The organism is Brachybacterium sp. EE-P12 (assembly GCF_003711805.1).
GTDB lineage: Bacteria > Actinomycetota > Actinomycetes > Actinomycetales > Dermabacteraceae > Brachybacterium.
Genome location: NZ_QXCP01000002.1, coordinates 74008 through 94375 on the forward strand (window position 1 = coordinate 74008; position 20368 = coordinate 94375).

The window sequence follows — 20368 nt, forward strand, 5'->3', positions numbered from 1 at the left end:
CGCCCCGCATCCCACCCCGTCCCGCAGCACATCCGCCGACAGCGACGAAGGAGTACGCACCCCATGAGAACGAGGACACCCCGTGACCGCAGCCTCGGCCGGCTGCGCCGAGGCGCCGTCGGCGCGCTCGCCGCGGCGCTGGTCGTGCCGCTGGCCGCGCCGGCCGTGGCGGAGCCGAGCGAGGACCCCGTGGTCGAGTACGAGTTCACCCAGACCTCCGGGGACACCGTGCCCGAGACGGGCGGCGGCGAGCCCGCGATCGTGCAGAACCCCCGGGACGAAGCCTGGACCGGGACTTCCCTGCGCCTGAGCGGCGGCGACCCGGACACCGGCACCTGGGTGCGCCTGCCCGACGACCTGCTCACCGAGGCGAGCTCCGCGACGATCACCACCGAGGTGAAGATCGACGAGGAGATGAGGCAGGAGTACAACTTCCTGTGGAACATCGGGGCGGAGGGCGACACCACGAACTACTTCTTCAGCTCGGTCAAGGACGCCCCGCGCACCGCGATCACCACCGGCTCCAACGCCGGCGAGCGCAGCGCGCAGGCGGACGCGAACCTCCAGGCCGATCGCTGGTACTCCCTGACCAGCGTGCTCGACGGCGAGGCGGACACCCTCTCGTTCTACGTCGACGGCGACCTGGTTGGCAGCACCGGCACCGAGCTGGAGCCCTCCTCGATCACCGAGCAGACGATGAACACGATCGGGCGCTCCCCGTGGCCCGATGCGCTGTTCGCGGGCGAGGTCTCCGCCTTCCGCGTCCACGACCGCGCTCTGGACGCCGAGGAGGTCGCCGCCGCCAGCACCGAGGACGCCGCCGACCACCACGACGAGATCCTCGCCCGCACCCAGGAGCTGCTCGAGAGCCTCGACCCCCTGCCCGAGCGGATCGAGGACGACTATCTCGCGCTGCCCACGGCCGGCGGCGAGATCACCTGGAGCAGCAGCGATCCCTCCGTGATCGCCGAGGACGGACGGGTCACGCAGCCCGAGCAGGGCGCGGAGCCGATCGAGGTCACGCTCACCGCGACCGCCGGCATGCGCGGCATCTCCTCCACGCGCGAGCAGGTCGTCACCGTCGTCCCCTCGAGCGCCACCGCCGAGGAACGCGCCCGGGCCGCCGCCGCCCAGTACGTCCTCCCGCCCCTCCTCGCCGACGGCGCCGCCCTGCCGGACGCCCCGGAGGGCGTGACCGCGACCCCCGTCGACGCCACCGGCGCGAGACTGGACGGCGACCGGATCCACCTCGAGGGGGACGACCGCGCGGAGGCCGCCGTCACCGTCGAGATCGCCCGCGAGAGCGCGCCCGAGGCGACCGTGACGAAGACCTTCGACCTCACGCTGCTGCCGCAGGACGAGGCGGCGACGCTGGCCGCCTACCACCGCGCCCCCACCTCCGAGCAGGAGGCCAACAACGCCGACATCGCCTACAGCATGCACCTCGCCCTCGCGGGCCAGGACGGCTGGGAGCCGCTGAACGAGAACTACGGCATCTACTTCCCGGAGACCGCCGGACCCCATCCGGACCTGGGCCCCTCCTCCGAGCTCATCCGCAGCCTCCGGGACCCGGCTGTGTTCGCGATGCCGGAGGGCGGGTACGGCATCGTCGCGACCCGGCTCGCGCGCGGCGGCGGCCCGGACGGCACCCAGAGCGATTCCGTGCTCGTGGCCACCTCCCCGGACCTGCGCACCTACGAGGAGATCGGACTACTCGAGCTCGACGAGGCCGGGGGCGTGAACCAGCCCGCCGCGGTCTACGACTCCGCCGCGGAGACCTACCGTCTCTCATGGACCACCGACGCGGGCGCCGTGCGCCACCAGTCGTTCACCGACCTCGTCGCCGCCGTGGAGCAGGGCGAGCAGGGCAGCGCCGCGTCCGGTGCGGTGACCGGCACCGTCACCGGCTCCGGCGAGGGCATCGACGACTTCGGCGCCGGGGTCGAGCTGACCGTCCCGCAGGAGGACGCGGATGCGCTGCTGCAGCGCTTCGGCCGCATCGCCCACACCGGGTTCGCGGATCTCGAGGACGTCTCGGTGCCCGCCGGGGGCGAGATCGACGCCGCGGAGCTGCCGGGCAGCGCCGTGCTCGAGTACTCGGACGGCTCGACGCGTGAGCTGCCGCTGGCGGACTGGGATCTGAGCGGGGTCGACCTGACCACCCCCGGCCGCTACACCGCCGAGACCACGGTGAAGCGCGACGAGTACCCGACCCCCTTCGCGGACGAGCGGGCCGACCCGTCGGCCTACAGGTACGAGCACGACGGCGAGGCCACGTACCTGATGATCGCCACCAACGACCCGGATCTCGACAACGTGGACCAGCAGGGGCACGCGTTCATGCCGCTGCGCGCCGCGGACACGCTCGCCGGACTGGCCGATGCGGCCGATCCCGAGGAGGTCCACCTGCTCGAGCGCGGCGACGTGGACGCGCACGGCGAGACCATGACGGGCTGCTTCTGGGCGCCCGAGCTGCACGAGATCGACGGGCGCCTGTCCATCCTGTTCATGCCCTGCTACGGCGACTCGCCGGACTACATGAACGGCCGTGCCTCGATCATGCAGCTGGAGCAGGACGCGGACGGTCACGACCTGGACCCGATGGATCCCGCCAGCTGGTCGGCGCCCCGGCACGTCACCCGCGCCGACGGCTCCGCGCTCAACGCCCTCAACGGCGTCTCGCTGGACATGACCTACTTCGAGGACGCCGACGGACAGGCGTACTACGCCTGGCAGCAGGTGTGCGCGACCTGGATCGCGACCGTCGATCCCCGGCAGCCGGATCGCCTGACCGGCGAACCGGTGCGGATCATCGACCCGGGGTACGCCTGGGACAACGTCTGCGCCGAGGGCCCGAACGTGCTGCCCCACGACGGGAAGCTGCTGATGCTCTATTCCGGCTCGAGCGTGGGCGATACGTACACGACCGGGCTCGCCACGGCCGAGGCCTCCGGGACCGACCTCACGGACCCCGCCTCGTGGACCACGCTCAACCACCCGCTGCAGAAGTCGGGCCTCTACGACGGGCAGTGGCAGCTGGGCACCGGCCACGGCATGTGGTCCGAGGACGAGCACGGCAACCTGCTCTACGTCTTCCACGCCCGCACCGACCACGACGGGCTGACCGGTCGCGACATGTTCGTGCGCCGGGTGCACTTCGACGCGGAGGGCATGCCCGTGCTCGACATGGAGCCGGACGAGGAGGTCACCGAGGAGACGGTGCGGCTGACCATCGAGGTTACCGAGGCGGAGGCGGTCTCCGTCGAGGCCACCACCCGATGCGTCGCCGGCACGGCGGTGCTCGCCGCCACGGTGACCAACCCCGGCGACGAGGCGGTCGAGGCAGCGGTGACCACCCCGTTCGGCGAGCGGACCGTCGAGGTCGCCGCAGGCGGTGCGGAGAGCTCGACGTTCTCCTCCCGCTCGGCCGAGATCGACGCCGGGACGGTGAGCGTCCGCACCGGAGACGACGAGGCCACGGCCACCTACGCGGCGGCGAGCTGCCGCTGATCCTGGCGGGCTGCGCGGTGCACGACGCCGCGCAGCCCGCCCCCGACGACGCACGACACAGGAGACGACCGACGTGACCTCCCGCTCCATCCCGGGCGCGCCCAGCGCTCCGCGGCCGCGCCCGCGGGGCGTGCGCCTCGGCGCGACCGTGCTCGCCTGCGCGCTCGCCGTGATCCCGAGCCTGACCATGCCGGCGGCGCACGCCGACGACGTGCCGCAGCCCAGCGCCCACTACGACATGTCCCACCGCGGCGACACGCTGCTGGACGTCTCCGGCAGCGGGCACGACGCGCGCATCACCGGTGCGCAGGAGACGAGCTTCGTCGCCGCCCCCTCTCCCTCCTCCGACCTCGACGCGATCGAGCTGCCCGGCAGGACCTCCGAGAACCTGCCCCTGGTGGCCGAGGGGACGGTCGAGGGCGCGCAGATCGTCTGGGAGTCCTCGGACCCGGCCGTCATCACGCCGACCGACCCCGATCATGCGGCCCCGGAGGTCGGCATGGACGATCCCTTCGCCGGTGCCGGGGTCCTCACCCGGCCCGCATACGGGCAGGGGGACGCCGAGGTGACCCTCACCGCCACCGCGTCCCTGGGCGAGCGGACCGAGACCCGGGAGTACGCCGTGACGGTGGCGGAGATGCCGCGCACAGCACCGGACGCCGGCTACGCCGCGGCGTACTTCCGCTCCGATGACGACGAGCGGATCTACGCCGCCGCCACCACCGAGAACGACGTCTTCACCTTCGAGGAGGTCAACGGAGGCGCCCCGGTGGTCTCCAACGAGGCCGACACGACCGGCCACCGCGACCCGTACATCCTGCGCTCCCACGACGGCGACAGGTACTACATGATCGCCACCGATCTGTGCATCGGATGCGGCACCAGCTGGGGCGAGGCGCAGAGCAACGGCAGCCTCAAGGTGAACGTGTGGGAATCGACCGACATGGTCCATTGGGAGCGCACCAACGGCGACGAGAACGGCGCCATCCCCGTCAACCAGCCCGAGGCCGGGATGACCTGGGCCCCGGAGGCGTACTGGGACGACGACCTGCAGTCCTACGTGCTGTTCTTCGCCTCCCGCCTCTACGACGACGCGGACCACACCAGCGGTGACGGCCACGCCCAGATGTTCGCGGTGCTCACGCGCGACTTCACCACGTTCACCTCGCCTCCCTCCTCGTGGCAGAACACCGGTCACGCCCGGATCGACTCGACCGTGCAGAAGATCGGCGAGCACTACTACCGGTTCACGAAGAACGAGGCGGGAGACGCGGCCGACGGACTCGAGCTCGGCAAGGACATCTTCCTCGAGCGCTCGAGGGTGCTCACCGCCCCCACCTCCGCCTCGGACTGGGACGCGGACCCGCAGACCAGCTGGCAGCTGGTGGACACCGCGATGACCACGCCGGTCACCGGCCACGCCGGGGAGGGCCCCCAGATCCTCGCGCTCAACGAGGGCGATCCGCACAACACCCCGGACGGCGACGGCTACGTGCTCCTGGTGGACAACTACTCCGCCGGCGGGTACCGCGCCTTCGTCACGACCGGGGAGGAGATCGCAGCGAGCCGCCAGGACCATCGCCTCTCCCAGCAGGACGGCTGGGAGCCGCGCACCGACGGTCTCCCCGAGAGCCCGCGGCACGGCGCGTTCGTGAGCGCGCCCCAGCAGGTGCTCGACGCGATGCACGGCTGGCAGGAGGTCGAGGCGGTCCCCTCGACCACGGAGCTCGCCGTGGAGTCCGGCACCGCCACGGCGACGGTCACGGCCGAGGACGGAGGCGATGTGGCGGGCTCCGTGGTGTTCTCCGCCGAGGGGTGGAGCCGGACCGCGCAGCTCGCGGGCGGAACCGCATCGGTGACGGTCCCCGAGGGCGTGGGCGCGCTCACGGCGAGCTACGAGGGCTACCGCGACGAGCTCGTCGAGCCCTCGCAGTCCGAGCCCGTGGACGTCGGCGACGGCCCGGCGATCACGGCGAGCGCGGCCGCTCGCTGCGTGGCCGGCACCGTGATGCTCGCGGTCACGGTCGCGAACCGCTCCGAGGAGCCGGTGACGGCCTCGATCACGACGTCGTTCGGGCAGAAGCCGGAGATGACCCTGCAGCCCGGCAGGAGCACCACGGCGACCTTCTCGACGCGCACGGCCGAGACCGCCGCGGGCGACGTGCGAGTCAGCACCGAGGGAGAGGAGACCATCGCCTCCTACCCCGCGGCCTCCTGCGGCTGAGGCCGCTGGGACGCCTCGGCAGGCCTCGCCGGCTGAGGGGTCCCACACGTCCTGCACCTGCCTGCGCAGGTGGTGACCACGGGCGAGATGCGGGGCGCGGACCGCGCATGCTATGTATCGATCATGCTCACCTCACGTCCCCTGCGCACCGCCGCCGCCGTCACCGCCCTCGTCCTCTCCCTCGCCGCCTGTGGCGCCGCGCAGGACGAGAGCCCGACGGCGACCTCCGACGGCGGGGGCGTCGAGGCCACCGAGCCCGCGCAGCAGGCCCCGGCGGCGTCGGACGCGGGCGGCGCCGAGGACGGCAGCAGCGACTCCGAGGATGCGGACGCCCCCGAGGACACCGCCCCCGAGGAGGACTCGGCGGCGGGCGACGGCGACAGCACCGCCGGCCAGGAGACCGGCACCCTGACGATCACGCTGAACGGGGAGGAGACCTCCTTCACCCCGGAGATCGTGCGCTGCGAGGGTGAGCCCGGCACCCTCCGCAACGCAGTGCTGACCATGAAGGGGGACGAGCTCCCGCTGGTCAAGGTCACCCCCGGTGAGTTCGCCCTGGTGAAGCTCCAGCAGCGCGGCGAGCCCGAGAAGACCTCCGCCCCGCAGGACATCACCGCCGAGGACGGTCGGATCGTCTTCGACGACGCCACGATCGGCGGCGCCACGGTCGACGGCACGGTGGAGTGCCTGCAGGGCAACCAGAGCTGATCCGGGGCGAGTAGAGCGACGACGGCGCAGCCGCCCGGAGCCTCGGGGATCACCGGGCCAGGACGGTCTCCACGAGCTCCGTGACGAGCTCCGTGCCGTCCCGCAGCGCGGCCAGCGCCGCACGGCCGGGGGCCTCGAGGTCCGCGGCCGTGGCCGCGGTGGTGATGTCCAGACGCCTGGTGACCAGGGGCAGCGCCCGCCGGCGCACCTCGGCGCGCACGGCCTCGCTGAGCACGGCGCCGGTGGTGGCGAGCTCGCCGCCGAGCACGATGACGTCGGGATCGATCACGTTGCACACCATCGCCAGAGCCTTGCCGACGCTCTCCCCGGCGTCCTCGATGATGGTGGCGCAGGCCTGGGAGCCCTCGGCGATCGCGGTGACCGCCTCGGGCACGCCGGAGTCCTCCCCGAGCACCGCCCGGATCCGAGCGACGACGGCGTCCAGCCCGGCGTAGTGCGTGAGGCAGCCGCGGTTCCCGCAGTCACACGGCAGCCCCATGGGGTCGATGCTGACGTGCCCCAGCTCGCCGGCGCCGCCGTGGCTGCCGGGGACGATCACGCCGTCCACCACCTGGCCCATGGTCACGCCCCAGGCCAGGTGCACGTAGACGAGGCTGCGGGGTCCGGGGTCCCCGAGCGCACGGTATTCGGCGAGGCCGGCGAGGCGGGCGGTGTTCTCCAGGTGCACTCTCGCGGGGGTCCACTGCTCCGCGAGGAGGCGGGGATTGACCCCTCGCCAGGGCCCGGCGGCCTGCTGGGTGATGACCTCGCCGCTCTCGCGGTCGCATTGGGTGTTGACCGCCAGGTGCATCTGCACGACCTGGTCCGCGTCGAGGTCGCAGGAGGCGAGGACCTCCGTGAGCAGCGCGCGACCGATCTCCATCCGCTCGTCCCCGGTCAGGTCGCGGGAGAACTGCTCGGTGCAGGTCCCGAGCAGGCGGCCGTCGAGGGTGCCGAGGGCGAGGGTCACCGAGGTCATGCGGAACACGGCCGAGGCGAGCACACCGCAGTCCGTGGAGATCCCGAGCTGCTGCTTGAGCGGCGGCCGGTCCGAGGACCTCGGGGCCGCCGTGCCGTGGTCCAGGGGCAGCAGGACACCGGACTCCGTCAGCTCGGCGACGAGGTTGGTGACCGTCGTGCGGGAGACGCCGAGCGCCCGGGAGAGGTCGGCGCGGTGCGAGGGGCCGTCGGTGATCAGGTGCCTGATCAGGCGTCGGGCAGTAGCTCCGGGAATCGTTCTCACCGAACCGATAGTAGTCGCCGGGGGGCGAGAACGGCCCGTTTCCGTGCGAATCCGTCACAGAAGTGACTTGCTGCGTGACGCTCTGAGATGCAATGCCCGCACATGCCATAATGAGTGTCCCGTTAATGGACGGTATGGGAGACTGGCTGATGGCTGTGCGTGAGTCCGGCACGATCCAAGAGCGGCGGGAGGCCGATGCTCGCGAGGGCGAGCCCCGGGCGCGCAGGAGCGGAGGCGTCGAGCAGGCGGCTGCTGCGCTGGTCCCGGATCCGGGCGCCCCGGACCGCCCCGCACACGAGTGGCGCGGTCTGATGCTCGACTCGGCGCGGACCTGCTGGGGTGTCGAGGTGGTCCATGAGCTCCTCGAGCTCATGGCGCGCTACCGTCTCAACCGCCTGCACTGGCATCTCACCGACGACTCCGGCTGGCGCTTCGAGGTCCCCGGGCGTCCGCGGCTGACGAGCGTCGGGGCGCACCTGCCCCGCCCCGACTACAGCTGGTACGGCAATATCCTGCCGGAGAAGCGCGAGGCGGCCGACGAACGGGCCGCGGAGGTCCGCTTCGACGGCTCCTACGGTGCGGAGGACATCGCCGCGGTGGTCGAGCATGCCCGAGAGCTCGGCATCGAGGTCATGCCCGAGGTCGATCTGCCCGGCCACATGGCCGCCGCGATCCGTGCCCATCCCGAGCTCGGCGACCCGCGCCTGGCGGACGTCGATCCGGCCGACTGGCCGCACGCCAACGACCTGCTCTGGCCGGGGGAGGAGTCGTTCGACTTCGTCGCCGAGGTGCTCGAGGTCGTCATGGACCTGTTCCCCTTCAGCCTCGTCCACATCGGCGGGGACGAGTGCAAGCACTGGCTGTGGGAGTCCGACCCCGAGCTCGTGCGCCGCTACGGCGACGGCCCCGAGGTCGCGCGGGGGAGCTCGTCGGGCACGCGCGATGCCGTGCGGCCCGAGGCGGTGCTGCGCGGCGGTCCCGGCTCCGGCCGCAGCGGGCTCGGTGCCCGCCTGCAGGGGATGTTCACCGATCATGCGCGCGCCGTGCTCGGCAGGAGGGGGCGCCGCCCGGCCGCCTGGGACGAGCTGCTCGAGAGCCCCACCTCCGGCGAGGAGGTGATCCTCGCCTGGCGAGGTGCGGGCGGGGTCCCGCTCGCCGACCGCAGCGGGCATGACTGGATCTACGCCGACTGCACCCGGCTGTACCTCAACCGGGTCGCGGGCGATCCGGCGACCGAGCCGCCGGGGATGTTCGGCCCGATCGGCGCGCGCGACATCCTCGAGCTGCCCGCCCCCGACTCCGCACGCCTCCTCGGCATCCAGGCCGCGGTGTGGACCGAGTTCATCCTCGACCGCGAGCACCTGCTCCACCAGCTCTTTCCCCGTCTGCTCGCCGTCGCCGAGCGCGCCTGGGTGGGCCCCGACGTCGAGTGGCGGGATTTCTCCGCCAGGCTCGAGACGGAGACCGCCTGGCTCCGCGCCCACGGCTACCTGCCCGCTCTTCGCGGACCGGGCTGACGACGGAGGGCAGAGGCGACTGCGGGCTGCCGTAGAAGTGTCAGCCAATTTGCGTCCCGAGGGGGTGCGCGGGGCACGTGATCCGGGCGCCCCTCAGGGGCTGTTGCGCAATCGTGACCTGCTTCACCCGGACAAGTTGCAGCTGGGCGATTACTGTCACGATCCGTAACACCCGATCGCTCGTCTCGCTCGAGCATGCACACATGGCACAGAGGAGTCCTCATGGAGCAGCGTCGTTCCACCGGTCAGCACCGCCCCGGCGGCCCCACCCGTCGGCAGGCGATCGGACTGGCAGGTACCTCGATCGCCGCAGCCGCCGTCCTCGGCGGCTGCGGATCATCCTCCGGCGGCTCCGGGAGCGGGTCGAGCGGCGAGCTGACGGTTCCCGTCACGCACGAGGCCGAGAGCGTCGAGGGGCTCATCCTCAGCGACGTCGAGGGAGTCGCCCCCCTCTACGTCGGCTCTCCCACGGAGTACCGCGACGTGGTCACGGACAAGCCCGCCGCCGGCGGAAGCATCTCGAGCTTCCAGATCCTCTGGGGCGCTCCGGTCACCGGGCGCGACAAGAACCAGGTCTGGCAGAAGCTCGAGGAGGAGCTCGGGGTCGACTCCTTCGACATCACGATGGTCCCCGACGCCTCCTACGGCGACAAGCTCGCCACCCTGCTCGCCTCGGGCAACCTGCCGGACTTCGTGTACGTCCAGCCCACCGACCCCAACGCCGCCCGTGCCCTCTCCGACGGCGCGTTCCTCGAGCTGAACGACTATCTCGAGGGCGAGAAGGTCGAGGACTACCCCAACATCGCGACCACCCCGGAGGTCACCTGGCAGGACTCGGCACGCGACGGGGCGCTCCTGGGCGTGCCCAATCCGGATCCGCTCCGGAACAACCTGATGGTGCTGCGTCTGGACGCGATGAAGGAGGTCGGCGCGGACGCGGTCCCCGAGGACGCCGAAGACCTCAAGACGCTGTGGCTCGAGCTGGCGAAGCTCGGCAAGGTCGGCGGCCGCGAGGTGTTCGCGCACGGCGCTCTGGAGCCCACCACCTTCGAGCCGCTGCACGATCTGGGGCAGGAGTTCCAGATCGTCGACGGAAAGGTCACCCACAAGTACCTGCTGCCGCAGTACGAGGACCACCTCGCCTACATGGCCGAGCTCTGGAAGGGGGGCTTCTTCCACCCCGATGCGCTCGGCCAGGTCGACCCGGAGCTGTTCAAGCAGGGCCAGCAGCTGAACTACGAGGCCTCCTTCGCGGGCTTCTACTGGGTGCCCGACGCGGGCCGGGTGAACCTGTGCAGGGAGGCCGTGCCCACGGCGGAGTTCATCCACTACGCGATGCCCTCGGTCGAGGGTGGCGTCGGCCGGCACGCGCTGGGGAAGTCCTACGGGGGCATGGTCTGCATCCCCGCCGATCGCGGCAAGGACGAGGACCGGGTCCGGGAGCTCCTGCGCATCTGCGACTACTACCGCTCGCCCTTCGGCTCCGAGGAAGCCCTGTTCCTCAACAGCGGGATCGAGGGTCGCCAGTTCGACTTCGACGCCGAGAAGAACCTGGTGCCCGCGGAGAACCCGCCCACCGAAGGGGCGTGCACCTGGCTGGGGCTGCTCCAGAACCGCGTCAACCAGCTGCCGGACATGAACCGCGACATGCTGGACAACATCAAGGAGACGCTCGAGGCGGCCACCGAGTCCGGCGAGGTCTCCCTCGTCGACGGTCTCGTCTCCGAGGTCCAGATCCGCAACGACTCCAAGCTGGAGGAGGTGCACAAGGACTACTACAACGCGATCGTGTCCGGGCGGCGCCCGGTCAGCGATGTCGCCGAGCTCCAGAAGGCATGGCTGGACCGCGGGGGCCAGGACGTCCTCGACGACTTCCAGAAGCTCGTCGACGAGGCGAGCTGAGCGATGACCGTGGAACACACCCTGCCCGCCGGGCAGCGCACCCGGGCGGAGGAGGCGCCGACGGAGCCCGCCGCGGTGCGGCGTCCGTCCCTGCGTCGCCGGATCCTCAAGGAGAAGTGGACCTACCTCTTCCTGCTGCCCGGCGTGCTGTATTTCGTGGTCTTCCACTACGTCCCGCTGCTGGGGAACGTCGTGGCGTTCCAGGACTTCTCGCCCTTCCGGGGGATCTTCGGCTCGGACTGGGTGGGGCTGGAGAACTTCCGCACCATCGTGCGGGACCCCGAGGTGATGCGCGCGCTGACCAACACCCTGATCATCGCGTTCCTGCAGATCGTGTTCGCCTTCCCGGCCCCGATCATCCTGGCCCTGTTCCTGAACTCCCTCGTCTCGGACCGGGTCAAGCGCTCGATCCAGACGATCGTCTATCTGCCCCACTTCATCTCATGGGTGGTCGTGGTCTCCATCTGGCAGAAGATCCTGGGCGGTGCAGGGCTGGTCTCCGAGATCCTGGAGCGGGTCGGGGTGGAGGGGGTCAACATCATGGCCAACCCCGACACGTTCAAGATCCTCGTCACCAGCCAGGTGATCTGGAAGGACGTCGGCTGGGGGACGATCATCTTCTTCGCCGCCATCGTGGCCATCCCGAGCGAGCTGTACGAATCGGCCGCCACCGACGGCGCGAGCTCCTGGCGGCGGATGTGGCACATCACGCTGCCGGGGATGATGCCGGTCATCTCGATGCTGCTCATCCTCAACGTCGGCACCGCCCTGACCGTCGGCTTCGAGCAGATGCTGCTGCAGCAGCCCGCGGTGGGCGCCGACGCGGCCCAGGTGCTGGACACCTTCGTGTACTTCCGCGGCATAGCGGGAGGCGACTGGGGCGTCGCCACCGCGGCCGGACTCATCAAGGGCGTGATCGCGACGATCCTCGTGCTCTCGGCCAACAAGATCGCCAAGAAGCTCGGCGGGGAAGGTGTGATCTGATGACCAGCACCGATGTGAGAGAGGTCGACGGGACGACGGCCGGTGCGCCTGCCGCGCGCACGCGTCGGCGGCGCGATGCGGCACGGCCGGTCTGGCAGGAGCCGCCCTCGACCGCGCTGAAGGCGGTCAAGGTGGTGTTCATCGCCGTGGTGTGCGTGGTGATGCTCTATCCCTTCGTGTACGTGATCGGGATGAGCTTCGCCGCGCCGGAGTCGGTGACATCGGGTCAGCTGTTCCCCACCCGGTTCTCCACCGGCGCCTACCAGGCGATCCTCGGCGGCGGCATCATCTCGCGGGCGCTGTTGAACTCCCTGTTCATCACGGTCGTCGGAACATTCCTGTCCACGCTGTTCACGGCGCTGCTCGCCTACGGCCTCACCCGGACCCGCTTCGCGCCCGGCGCCCGCGGCGTGCTGCTGATGGTGCTGCTGACGATGCTGTTCGGCGCCGGGCTCATCCCCAACTACCTGCTGGTGAAGAACCTCGGGCTCCTGGACTCGTACTGGGCGCTCATCCTCCCGGTGCTGATCTCCCCGTTCAACATGGTGGTCATGCGGGCCTTCTTCATGGGGCTGCCCGGCGAGCTGCTCGAGGCGGCCCGGATCGACGGGGCCTCGGAGCTGCGGATCTTCGCCACGATCGTGCTGCCCCTGTCGAAGGCGGTGATCGCCGTGATCGCCCTCTTCTATGCGGTGGGCTACTGGAACGTGTTCTTCAACGCGCTGATCTACATCAACGACACCGACAAGTGGCCGATCCAGGTGGTGCTCAACCAGTTCGTCGTGCAGAACTCGGACATCGCCAACGTGACGAACCCCGACATGCCGCCGCCCCCGGCGGTCAGCGTCCAGAACGCGGTGATCGTCCTGGCCACCGTCCCGATCCTGTGCGTGTACCCGTTCCTGCAGAAGTACTTCACCAAGGGCGTGCTGACCGGCTCGATCAAGGGCTGAGGAACGTCCCTCGTCCCCGGCGCGGTGACCGGCGAGGCGTCCGCTCCGTCGAAGGGCGCTCGGCGGTCTCCGAGCATCTCCCGTGACATCCCGCGCCGGGTGCGGGAGGATCGACGAGGTCCGCCGAGCCCTGACGGGGACGCCGCCAGGGGCGCCCGGGGCCCGGGCCGGATGCGGCGCGCAGCCTCGCCGCCGCGGTGCTCCCCAGGAGGTGAGAGCGGATCCGATGATCGGGATCTTCACCGACACCAGCTGGATCGAGGCCCAGCTGCTGCTGGCCACGTTCGTGCTCTGCTCGCTGATCGGCATCGAGCGGCAGCTGCGCAACAAGGCCGCCGGCTATCGCACCCACGTGCTCGTCGGCCTCGGCTCCTGCGCCTTCACCCTCGTCTCCGCGTACGGCTTCTCCGCCGTGCTCGGCAGCGACGTGAACCTCGACCCCTCCCGCATCGCCGCCCAGATCGTCTCGGGCATCGGCTTCCTCGGCGCGGGCGTGATCTTCAAGGGCCGCAGCGTCGTGCGCGGACTGACCACCGCCGCGAGCATCTGGGTCGCCGCAGCGATCGGGATGGCGTGCGGGGCGGGGATGCTGTTCGTCGGCCTGCTGCTGACCGCGCTGCACCTGCTGACCCTGTTCGTGGTCGCGCCGCTGGTGCGCCGCCTGCCCGACCCCGACCGCAAGCGCCACCTGCGCCTGACCTACGCCGACGGCACCGGGGTGCTGCGCGAGGTCCTCGCCGCTGCGACCGCCGCCGGGTTCACCGCCTCGATCGAGCGCAGCAAGCGCATCACCGCCGACGACAGCCCCGCCGTGGTCATGGACATCCGCTTCCACGGGCGCCGCCCCGTGCGCGACCTCCTGCCGCAGCTGATGGAGATCGACGGGGTCCAGCGCGTCTCGCTGCGTCGCATCGAGGAGGACGAGCTCGACGACCTGCGGACGTGAGGGACGGCGCGGACCCGGCACGTGATCATTCCGTGACTCCAGCTAATTATGTCGAACTATTGACGGAATAAATAAGCCTCAATAGCTTCGGCGTCCATGGACCGGCAATGGAGCGTCAGGGACCAGCACCGCGAGGACGTGCTGGCGCTGCTCGACCGCGGGCAGAACCTCACCCGCGGCGAGATCGCCCGCACCCTGCGCCTGACCCGCTCCACGGTCTCCGAGGTCCTCGGACAGCTGCTCGACCAGGGCATCATCGCCGTCACCGAACAGCGTGCCCCCGGTGGCCGCGGACGCCCTGCTGAAGTCCTCGGACTCCACCCCGGTGCGGTGCGCCACCTCGGTCTCGACTTCACGCATGTCGCCGTCAGCGTCTGCATGGCGAACGCCGCCGGTGACCTGATCGCGTCGGCCACCACCGAGTATCCCGAGGACACGGGGTGGGAGGCGCGGGTCCAGCTCGCTCTCCGCACGATCCGCGAGCTGGCAGCGGGGGACGTGCACCTCGAGCACCTCGCCGGAGTGGGCATCGGACTGCCCGGGCCCAACTCGGCCAGCTGGCTGGGCTTCCCGTCCACGACGAGCCTCGAACCCTTCCACCTGGTCAAAGCCCGGATCCGGGAACAGTTCGCGCACGCCTTCGGCTGCCAGGTCCTCGTCGATCACCACATCCGCTTCGCCGCCCTCCACGAGTCGACGCTCGTCGGCGAGGGGGAGAGGGACATCGTCTACCTCCGGCTGTCCACGGGCGTCGGCGGGGCTGTCCTCGGCGCCGGTGCTGCCCTCCGCGGAGCCCACCTGCTGGCCGGCGAGATCGGGCACATGATCGTCGACGACGGCCCCGAGGCACGCGAGTGCCGCTGCGGCCGACGGGGATGCCTCGAGACCGTCGCCTCGCTCGGCGCCGTCGCCCGGACATGGCAGCAGACGACCGGAGAGAGCGCGGATCTCGAGCACCTCGCCGCGGCCCGGCGTGCAGGCGACCCCCGTGCGCACGAGCTCCTCGCCCGACTCGCGACGGACGTCGGCCGAGTCCTCGGCATCGCAGCGCTCGTCATCGACCCGGACGAGATCATCATCGCCGGCGAGGTCAGCGATCTGCTGGACCCCGTGCGCCCCCTCCTCATCGAGGAGCTCTCCCGCCAGTGCCTCACCGGCCCCGACATCACCGTGCGCTGCGTCGACGCCGACCGCAGACAGGGAGCGCTCGGAGCGATCGCTGCGCTGCGATCGGCCGATCGCCCGCCCTCACCACGGCGCCCCACCCGAGCGTCGGCACTCTCCCCACAGCATGAAGGAGGACCACGTGTCCGCTGACCCCACCGTGGAGATCGCGGTCTCCGACGACACCACCCCCAGCCCCCCGACCGATGCGGCGGCCCCCCGCCGGCGGCCGGTGCCCGCGCTCCTGCTGCTGAACATCGCGACGGTGATCCTCGGGATCGGTCTGTGGTGGGCGCTCTCCCTGGTGGGGCTCCAGATCCCCGGCCCGCCGGAGGTCGTCCTCGCCGCGATCGACCTCGCCGCATCGGGCATCCTGCTGCAGGACATCATCGCCTCGCTGCTGCGCGTGTTCACCGGCTTCCTGCTCGGCACCGCCCTCGCGATCCCCGTCGGCTTCCTCATGGGCTGGTACACCTGGGCGCGCGGCCTGCTCGAGCCCTGGGTGCAGTTCTTCCGCACCATCCCGCCGCTGGCGATCATCCCGCTCGCGATCGTGCTGATGGGGATCGGCGAGCAGCCGAAGATCTTCGTGATCTTCCTGGCCTCGTTCCTCGCCTGCGTGATCTCGACGTTCCAGGGCGTCGTGCAGGTCGACAAGACGCTGCTGAACGCTGCACGGGTGCTCGGAGCGAAGGACGGGACGATCTTCGCCCGAGTCGTCGTCCCCGCGTCGACCCCGTTCATCCTCGTCGGGATGAGGGTGGGACTCGGCTCAGCCTGGGCGACCGTCGTCGCCGCCGAGCTGATCGCCGCGCAGCAGGGCCTCGGCTACCGGATGCAGCAGGCACAGATCTACTACGACCTGCCCACCATCTTCGTGGGCATCCTCGTCATCGGCATCTTCGGGTTCGTGATGGACCGGACGCTGCTCGCGGTCGAGGCCCGTGCAACCCAGTGGCAGGAGCGCCGATGACCCCGACGAACACCCCCGTGGAGACCACCGAGTCCAGAGACCTGCGCAAGATCCAGGTCCGGGACATCACCAAGCACTTCACGGTGGCCGGCGAACGCTTCGAGGCGCTCGGCGGAGTGAGCCTCGACGTCGCGGAGAACGAGTTCATCACCGTCGTGGGGCCCTCCGGCTGCGGGAAGTCCACGCTCATGAACATCCTCGCCGGCCTCGAGGAGCCCAGCTCGGGAACCGCCATCGTCGACGGGACGGAGGTGAAGGGGCCGAGCCCCGAGCGCGGAGTCATCTTCCAGCAGTACGCCCTGTTCCCGTGGCTCACGGTGCGCGACAACGTCGAATTCGGCTTGAAGACGGCGCGCGTGCCGTCGAGCGAGCGTCGCGAGCGCGCCCAGCACTTCATCGACATGGTGGGGCTGAGCGACTTCGCCGATTCCCTGCCGAAGACCCTCTCCGGAGGCATGAAGCAGCGCTGCGCGATCGCTCGTGCCTACGCGATGAACCCCTCGATCCTCCTGATGGACGAGCCCTTCGGAGCGCTCGACGCCCTGACCCGCGTGCGGATGCAGGAGCACCTGCTCCAGACCTGGGAGCAGGACAAGCGCACGATCCTGTTCATCACGCACGACGTCGACGAAGCCGCATTCCTCGCGAGCCGCGTCGTCGTCATGGCCGCCAAGCCCGGCCGCATCCACCGGATCATCGACGTGGACCTGCCGTACCCCCGGACCGAGCAGGTGAGGCTCTCCGACGAGTTCACCGCCATTCGCAACGAGATCTGGACCTCCGTCTACCACCAATGACGACAGCTTCCCTGCAGCTCCCCGACGGCACTGTCGCCGCCGGGCCCCACCCCTGAGAGGACCACTCATCATGAGCATCTCCCGTCGCTCCCTCATCGGCGGCCTCGCCGCCGCCCCCGCGCTCACAGCACTCGCCGCCTGCGGCGGCTCCGGAGGCGGCTCGGGCACCACCGAGATCACCTACGGCTACATACCCGACTTCAACGGCGCGAGCCTTCTCGCGATCGCCGACGACAAGGGGCTCTGGGAGGAGAACGGGCTCGAGGCCACCCTCCAGACCTTCACCAACGGACCGCTGCAGATCCAGGCGCTCGGCACGGGCGACCTCGACTTCGGATACATCGGCCCGGGCGCCATGTGGCTGCCGGCCTCCGGGAAGGCGAAGGTCATCACCGTCAACGGGGTCGGGCAGGCGGACCGCGTCATCGCCCAGCCCGGAATCGACACGATCGAGGCGCTCGCCGGGAAGAAGATCGCGATCCCGGAGGGGACCAGCGGCGACATGATCGTCCAGCTCGCCCTCGACGCCGCGGGCATGAGCATCGACGACATCGAGAAGGTCGCGATGGATGCCTCGACCGTCGTCTCCGCCTTCGCCTCCGGCCAGGTCGATGCGGCGGGCATCTGGTACCCGATGATCGACAACATCAAGGAGCAGGTGCCCGATCTCGTCGAACTCGCCCAGAACTCCGACTTCGCCGATGTCATGCAGTTCCCGAACGTGATGGTGACCTCGACCGCCTTCCCCGAGGAGAACGAGGAGACCACGCTCGCGGTGCTGAAGGTGCTGCGCGCGGCGATGGACGTCCGTGCAGAGGACCTCGACACGACCATCGAGCTGACCGCTGCGATGACCCAGCAGGACGCGGAGGCCGTCGCGGCCGATGCGGAGAACGGCCAGTACTACTCGGCCTCCGAGCTCGACGAGCTCGTCGAGGACGGCACCATCGAGACCTGGCTGACCGCCATGAACGGCTACTTCGAGGACAACGGGAAGATCGAGGGGGAGACGGTCGCCCCGGCCGACTACTTCACCTTCGACCTGTTCACCGAGGCGGGCAAGTGACCGAGATCCGTACCCGAGCGCAGTCCCCGCGGCCCGGGCCCACGGGGCCGCGCAACGTCCTGTCCATCCTCACCGACCAGCACCGCGCAGACACGCTCGGCTGCTACGGCAATCCGACTGTCCGCACCCCGAACCTCGACGCGCTCGCGGCGTCGGGCACCCGCTTCGATCGCTGGTACACGCCGACGGCGATCTGCACTCCTGCCCGCGCGAGCGTGCTCACCGGGTACGCGCCGTTCCGTCACAAGCTGCTGGCGAACCACGAACGGAACGTCGGCTATCTCGAGGACCTGCCGGACGGCCAGTTCACGTTCTCGCGGGCGCTGAAGCAGGCGGGCTATGCATGCTCCCTGCTGGGCAAATGGCATGCCGGGGACGAGAAGCTGCGCGGTTACTACGGGTTCGCCGGGACCGAGCTGAACGGCTGGCACAACCCCGTGGATCATCCCGACTATCTCGCATATCTCGAAGAGCGCGGTCTGCCGCCGTACGAGATATCCGACCGGATGCGCGGGGTGCTCCCCAACGGAGGTCCCGGCAACCTGCTCGCCGCGCGCCTCCATCAGGGAGTCGAGGCGACCTTCGAGCACTATCTGGCCGACCGTGCGATCGAGCAGCTGCGCGCCTACGCGGCTGACCAGTCGGAGAACGGGACCCCGTTCTACCTGGGCCTGCACTTCTTCGGCCCCCATCTGCCCTACATCGTGCCGGACGAGTACTTCGACATGTACGACCCCGACGAGATCGAGCTGCCCGCCTCGGTGCAGGAGACCTTCACGGACAAGCCCCCGGTGCAGGCGAACTACTCCGCGCACTGGACCTTCGACACGATGAGCGAGGCCGACAGTCGCAAGCTGATCGCCGTGTACTGGGGGTACGTGACCCTCATCGACGAACAGATCGGCCGAGTGCTCGCCGAGCTGGAGTCCCTCGGCCTCCGTGACTCCACAGCGGTGATGTTCAGCTCCGACCACGGGGAGTTCACCGGCTCGCATCGACTGCATGACAAGGGCCCCGCCATGTACGAGGACATCTACCGCACGTGCGGCCTGGTGCGCGTCCCCGGAGCCCCGACGGGACAGGTGCGGGACGAGTTCGTGAGCCTGCTGGACACCACGGCGACCGTGCTCGACTGGTGCGGGCTCGACCCCTCGCCGGCCGTCGACTCGCGCTCGCTGCTCCCGCTGGTGCGGGGAGAGGACGTCGAGTGGGACGACGCGATCGTGTGCGAGTTCCACGGCCACCACTTCCCCTACCCCCAGCGGATGCTCCGCACCGACAGGTACAAGCTCGTGGTCAATCCCGAGTCCGTCAACGAGCTCTACGACCTCGAGCAGGATCCGGATGAGCTGCACAACAGGATCGACCACCCGGAGATGCGGGAGGTGCGAGCCCGTCTCAGCGCTGAGCTCTACCGACGTCTGCGTGAACGGGGCGACAACTTCTACCACTGGATGACATCGATGGATGACATCGGCCAGGTGGACTACGACCCCTCTATGAGCGGCCTCGACGAGGGCACTCACAGCCCCGTCGGCACGTGAGCCCGGTGCCGAGACTTACCACCGCGCGCACCGCAGCCGCCCGAGCACCCCAGGAGCCCCCCGCATGACCCGCCCGAACATCGTGTTCATCCTGTCCGACGACCACGCCGCGCATTCGATCTCGGCCTACGGCAGCCGCGTCAACACCACCCCGCACATGGACCGCCTCGCCGCGGAGGGCGCCACGATGGACGCGGTGTACTGCACGAATTCGATCTGCACCCCCTCGCGCGCCTCGATCCTGACCGGCACCTACAGCCACATCAACCGCGCCTGCTCGATCTACTCCGAGTTCGACCACCGCGTGGACACCGCCCCGGAGGTCCTGCACGAGCGGGGCTACCAGACGGCGCTGTACGGCAAGTGGCACCTGGGTACCTCCGCGCAGGCGCTGCCGCGGGGTTTCGACGACTGGCGGATCTTCCCCGACCAGGGCGAGTACGTGGATCCGGTGATGATCGGGCCGGGAGGCGAGGAGCAGATCACCGGCTACGCGACCGACGTCGTCACCCGCCAGAGCCTCGACTTCCTGGACCGCCGCGACCCGGAGCGGCCGTTCTGCCTGATGGTCCACCACAAGGCCCCGCACCGCCCCTGGATCCCGCACCCGCGCTACGAGGGGATGTACGAGGCGGGCACCATCCCCGAGCCCGAGACGATGTGGGACGCCCACGAGACCCGGGCCGAGATCGTCAAGCAGGTCGCGATGCAGCTGGACGACCTGCGGCCCACCGATTACAAGGACGCGCTGCCTGCCGAGCTCGAGGGCGAGGACGAGGCCTCGCGCCGTGCGCGGACGTCGTGGAAGTACCAGCGGTACATGCGCGACTACCTGCG

General features: G+C 70.2%; 15 protein-coding genes. 14 read left to right on the top strand and 1 reads right to left on the bottom strand.

Features of this window, described 5'->3' with window-relative positions; translation table 11 throughout:
• Window positions 1-63 precede the first annotated feature (63 nt).
• From D1648_RS01450 to D1648_RS01460, 3 genes are all read left to right on the top strand, one after another.
• Complete coding sequence (locus tag D1648_RS01450) at window positions 64-3510, top strand: family 43 glycosylhydrolase (protein ID WP_122939039.1); 3447 nt, start codon at window positions 64-66, stop codon at window positions 3508-3510.
• A gap of 73 nt (window positions 3511-3583) precedes the next feature.
• On the top strand, window positions 3584-5734 hold the full coding sequence (locus D1648_RS01455; protein WP_206424757.1) for an immunoglobulin-like domain-containing protein: 2151 nt from the start codon (window positions 3584-3586) through the stop codon (window positions 5732-5734).
• A 123-nt stretch (window positions 5735-5857) separates the two neighbouring features.
• Window positions 5858-6442 carry a hypothetical protein gene (locus D1648_RS01460; RefSeq protein WP_122939054.1) on the top strand — a complete coding sequence of 195 codons (585 nt, stop codon included), beginning with the start codon at window positions 5858-5860 and terminating at the stop codon, window positions 6440-6442.
• A 49-nt stretch (window positions 6443-6491) separates the two neighbouring features.
• Here the strand turns inward: D1648_RS01460 and D1648_RS01465 are convergent, their stop codons facing one another.
• Window positions 6492-7685: an ROK family transcriptional regulator gene (locus D1648_RS01465; RefSeq protein WP_122939040.1), complete on the bottom strand. Its 1194-nt coding sequence runs from the start codon at window positions 7683-7685 to the stop codon at window positions 6492-6494.
• A gap of 149 nt (window positions 7686-7834) precedes the next feature.
• On the opposite strand from D1648_RS01465, the gene D1648_RS01470 reads away from it, so the two are divergent.
• The 11 genes from D1648_RS01470 to D1648_RS01520 all read left to right on the top strand — a co-directional run.
• Complete coding sequence (locus tag D1648_RS01470; RefSeq protein WP_122939055.1) at window positions 7835-9202, top strand: family 20 glycosylhydrolase; 1368 nt, start codon at window positions 7835-7837, stop codon at window positions 9200-9202.
• A 222-nt stretch (window positions 9203-9424) separates the two neighbouring features.
• Window positions 9425-11104: an extracellular solute-binding protein gene (locus D1648_RS01475; protein WP_164518533.1), complete on the top strand. Its 1680-nt coding sequence runs from the start codon at window positions 9425-9427 to the stop codon at window positions 11102-11104.
• A 3-nt stretch (window positions 11105-11107) separates the two neighbouring features.
• Window positions 11108-12088, top strand: a complete 981-nt coding sequence (locus tag D1648_RS01480) for a sugar ABC transporter permease (RefSeq protein WP_122939042.1) — start codon at window positions 11108-11110, stop codon at window positions 12086-12088.
• Entirely contained in the window at window positions 12088-13041 is a 954-nt protein-coding gene (locus D1648_RS01485; RefSeq protein WP_122939043.1) for a carbohydrate ABC transporter permease, read from the top strand. Before D1648_RS01480 ends, D1648_RS01485 begins: the two co-directional genes overlap by 1 nt.
• A gap of 211 nt (window positions 13042-13252) precedes the next feature.
• A complete protein-coding gene (locus tag D1648_RS01490; RefSeq protein ID WP_370239737.1) occupies window positions 13253-13987 on the top strand; it encodes an MgtC/SapB family protein in 735 nt (244 codons plus the stop codon).
• A gap of 96 nt (window positions 13988-14083) precedes the next feature.
• Entirely contained in the window at window positions 14084-15304 is a 1221-nt protein-coding gene (locus D1648_RS01495) for an ROK family transcriptional regulator (protein WP_122939045.1), read from the top strand.
• The gene (locus D1648_RS01500) at window positions 15294-16124 is read left to right on the top strand and encodes an ABC transporter permease (RefSeq protein ID WP_241155314.1); all 831 of its coding nucleotides are present in this window, start codon (window positions 15294-15296) and stop codon (window positions 16122-16124) included. Before D1648_RS01495 ends, D1648_RS01500 begins: the two co-directional genes overlap by 11 nt.
• The gene (locus D1648_RS01505; protein ID WP_122939047.1) at window positions 16121-16921 is read left to right on the top strand and encodes an ABC transporter ATP-binding protein; all 801 of its coding nucleotides are present in this window, start codon (window positions 16121-16123) and stop codon (window positions 16919-16921) included. The genes D1648_RS01500 and D1648_RS01505 overlap by 4 nt, the downstream gene beginning before the upstream one ends.
• Before the next feature lie 70 nt (window positions 16922-16991).
• Window positions 16992-17987 (top strand): aliphatic sulfonate ABC transporter substrate-binding protein, encoded by a 996-nt coding sequence (locus D1648_RS01510; protein WP_122939048.1) that lies wholly within the window; start codon window positions 16992-16994, stop codon window positions 17985-17987.
• Entirely contained in the window at window positions 17984-19531 is a 1548-nt protein-coding gene (locus D1648_RS01515) for a sulfatase-like hydrolase/transferase (RefSeq protein ID WP_241155315.1), read from the top strand. The genes D1648_RS01510 and D1648_RS01515 overlap by 4 nt, the downstream gene beginning before the upstream one ends.
• A 64-nt stretch (window positions 19532-19595) precedes the next feature.
• The coding region (locus D1648_RS01520) for a sulfatase-like hydrolase/transferase (RefSeq protein ID WP_164518534.1) at window positions 19596-20368 on the top strand (773 nt) is incomplete at its 3' end.

Bases quoted from the DNA above. Each gene is read 5' to 3' on its own strand.
- D1648_RS01475 (WP_164518533.1), top strand. From the start codon at position 9,425: ATGGAGCAGCGTCGTTCCACCGGTCAGCACCGCCCCGGCGGCCCCACC.
- D1648_RS01470 (WP_122939055.1), top strand. From the start codon at position 7,835: ATGGCTGTGCGTGAGTCCGGCACGATCCAAGAGCGGCGGGAGGCCGAT.
- D1648_RS01450 (WP_122939039.1), top strand. From the start codon at position 64: ATGAGAACGAGGACACCCCGTGACCGCAGCCTCGGCCGGCTGCGCCGA.
- D1648_RS01495 (WP_122939045.1), top strand. From the start codon at position 14,084: ATGGACCGGCAATGGAGCGTCAGGGACCAGCACCGCGAGGACGTGCTG.
- D1648_RS01485 (WP_122939043.1), top strand. From the start codon at position 12,088: ATGACCAGCACCGATGTGAGAGAGGTCGACGGGACGACGGCCGGTGCG.
- D1648_RS01505 (WP_122939047.1), top strand. From the start codon at position 16,121: ATGACCCCGACGAACACCCCCGTGGAGACCACCGAGTCCAGAGACCTG.
- D1648_RS01480 (WP_122939042.1), top strand. From the start codon at position 11,108: ATGACCGTGGAACACACCCTGCCCGCCGGGCAGCGCACCCGGGCGGAG.
- D1648_RS01510 (WP_122939048.1), top strand. From the start codon at position 16,992: ATGAGCATCTCCCGTCGCTCCCTCATCGGCGGCCTCGCCGCCGCCCCC.
- D1648_RS01460 (WP_122939054.1), top strand. From the start codon at position 5,858: ATGCTCACCTCACGTCCCCTGCGCACCGCCGCCGCCGTCACCGCCCTC.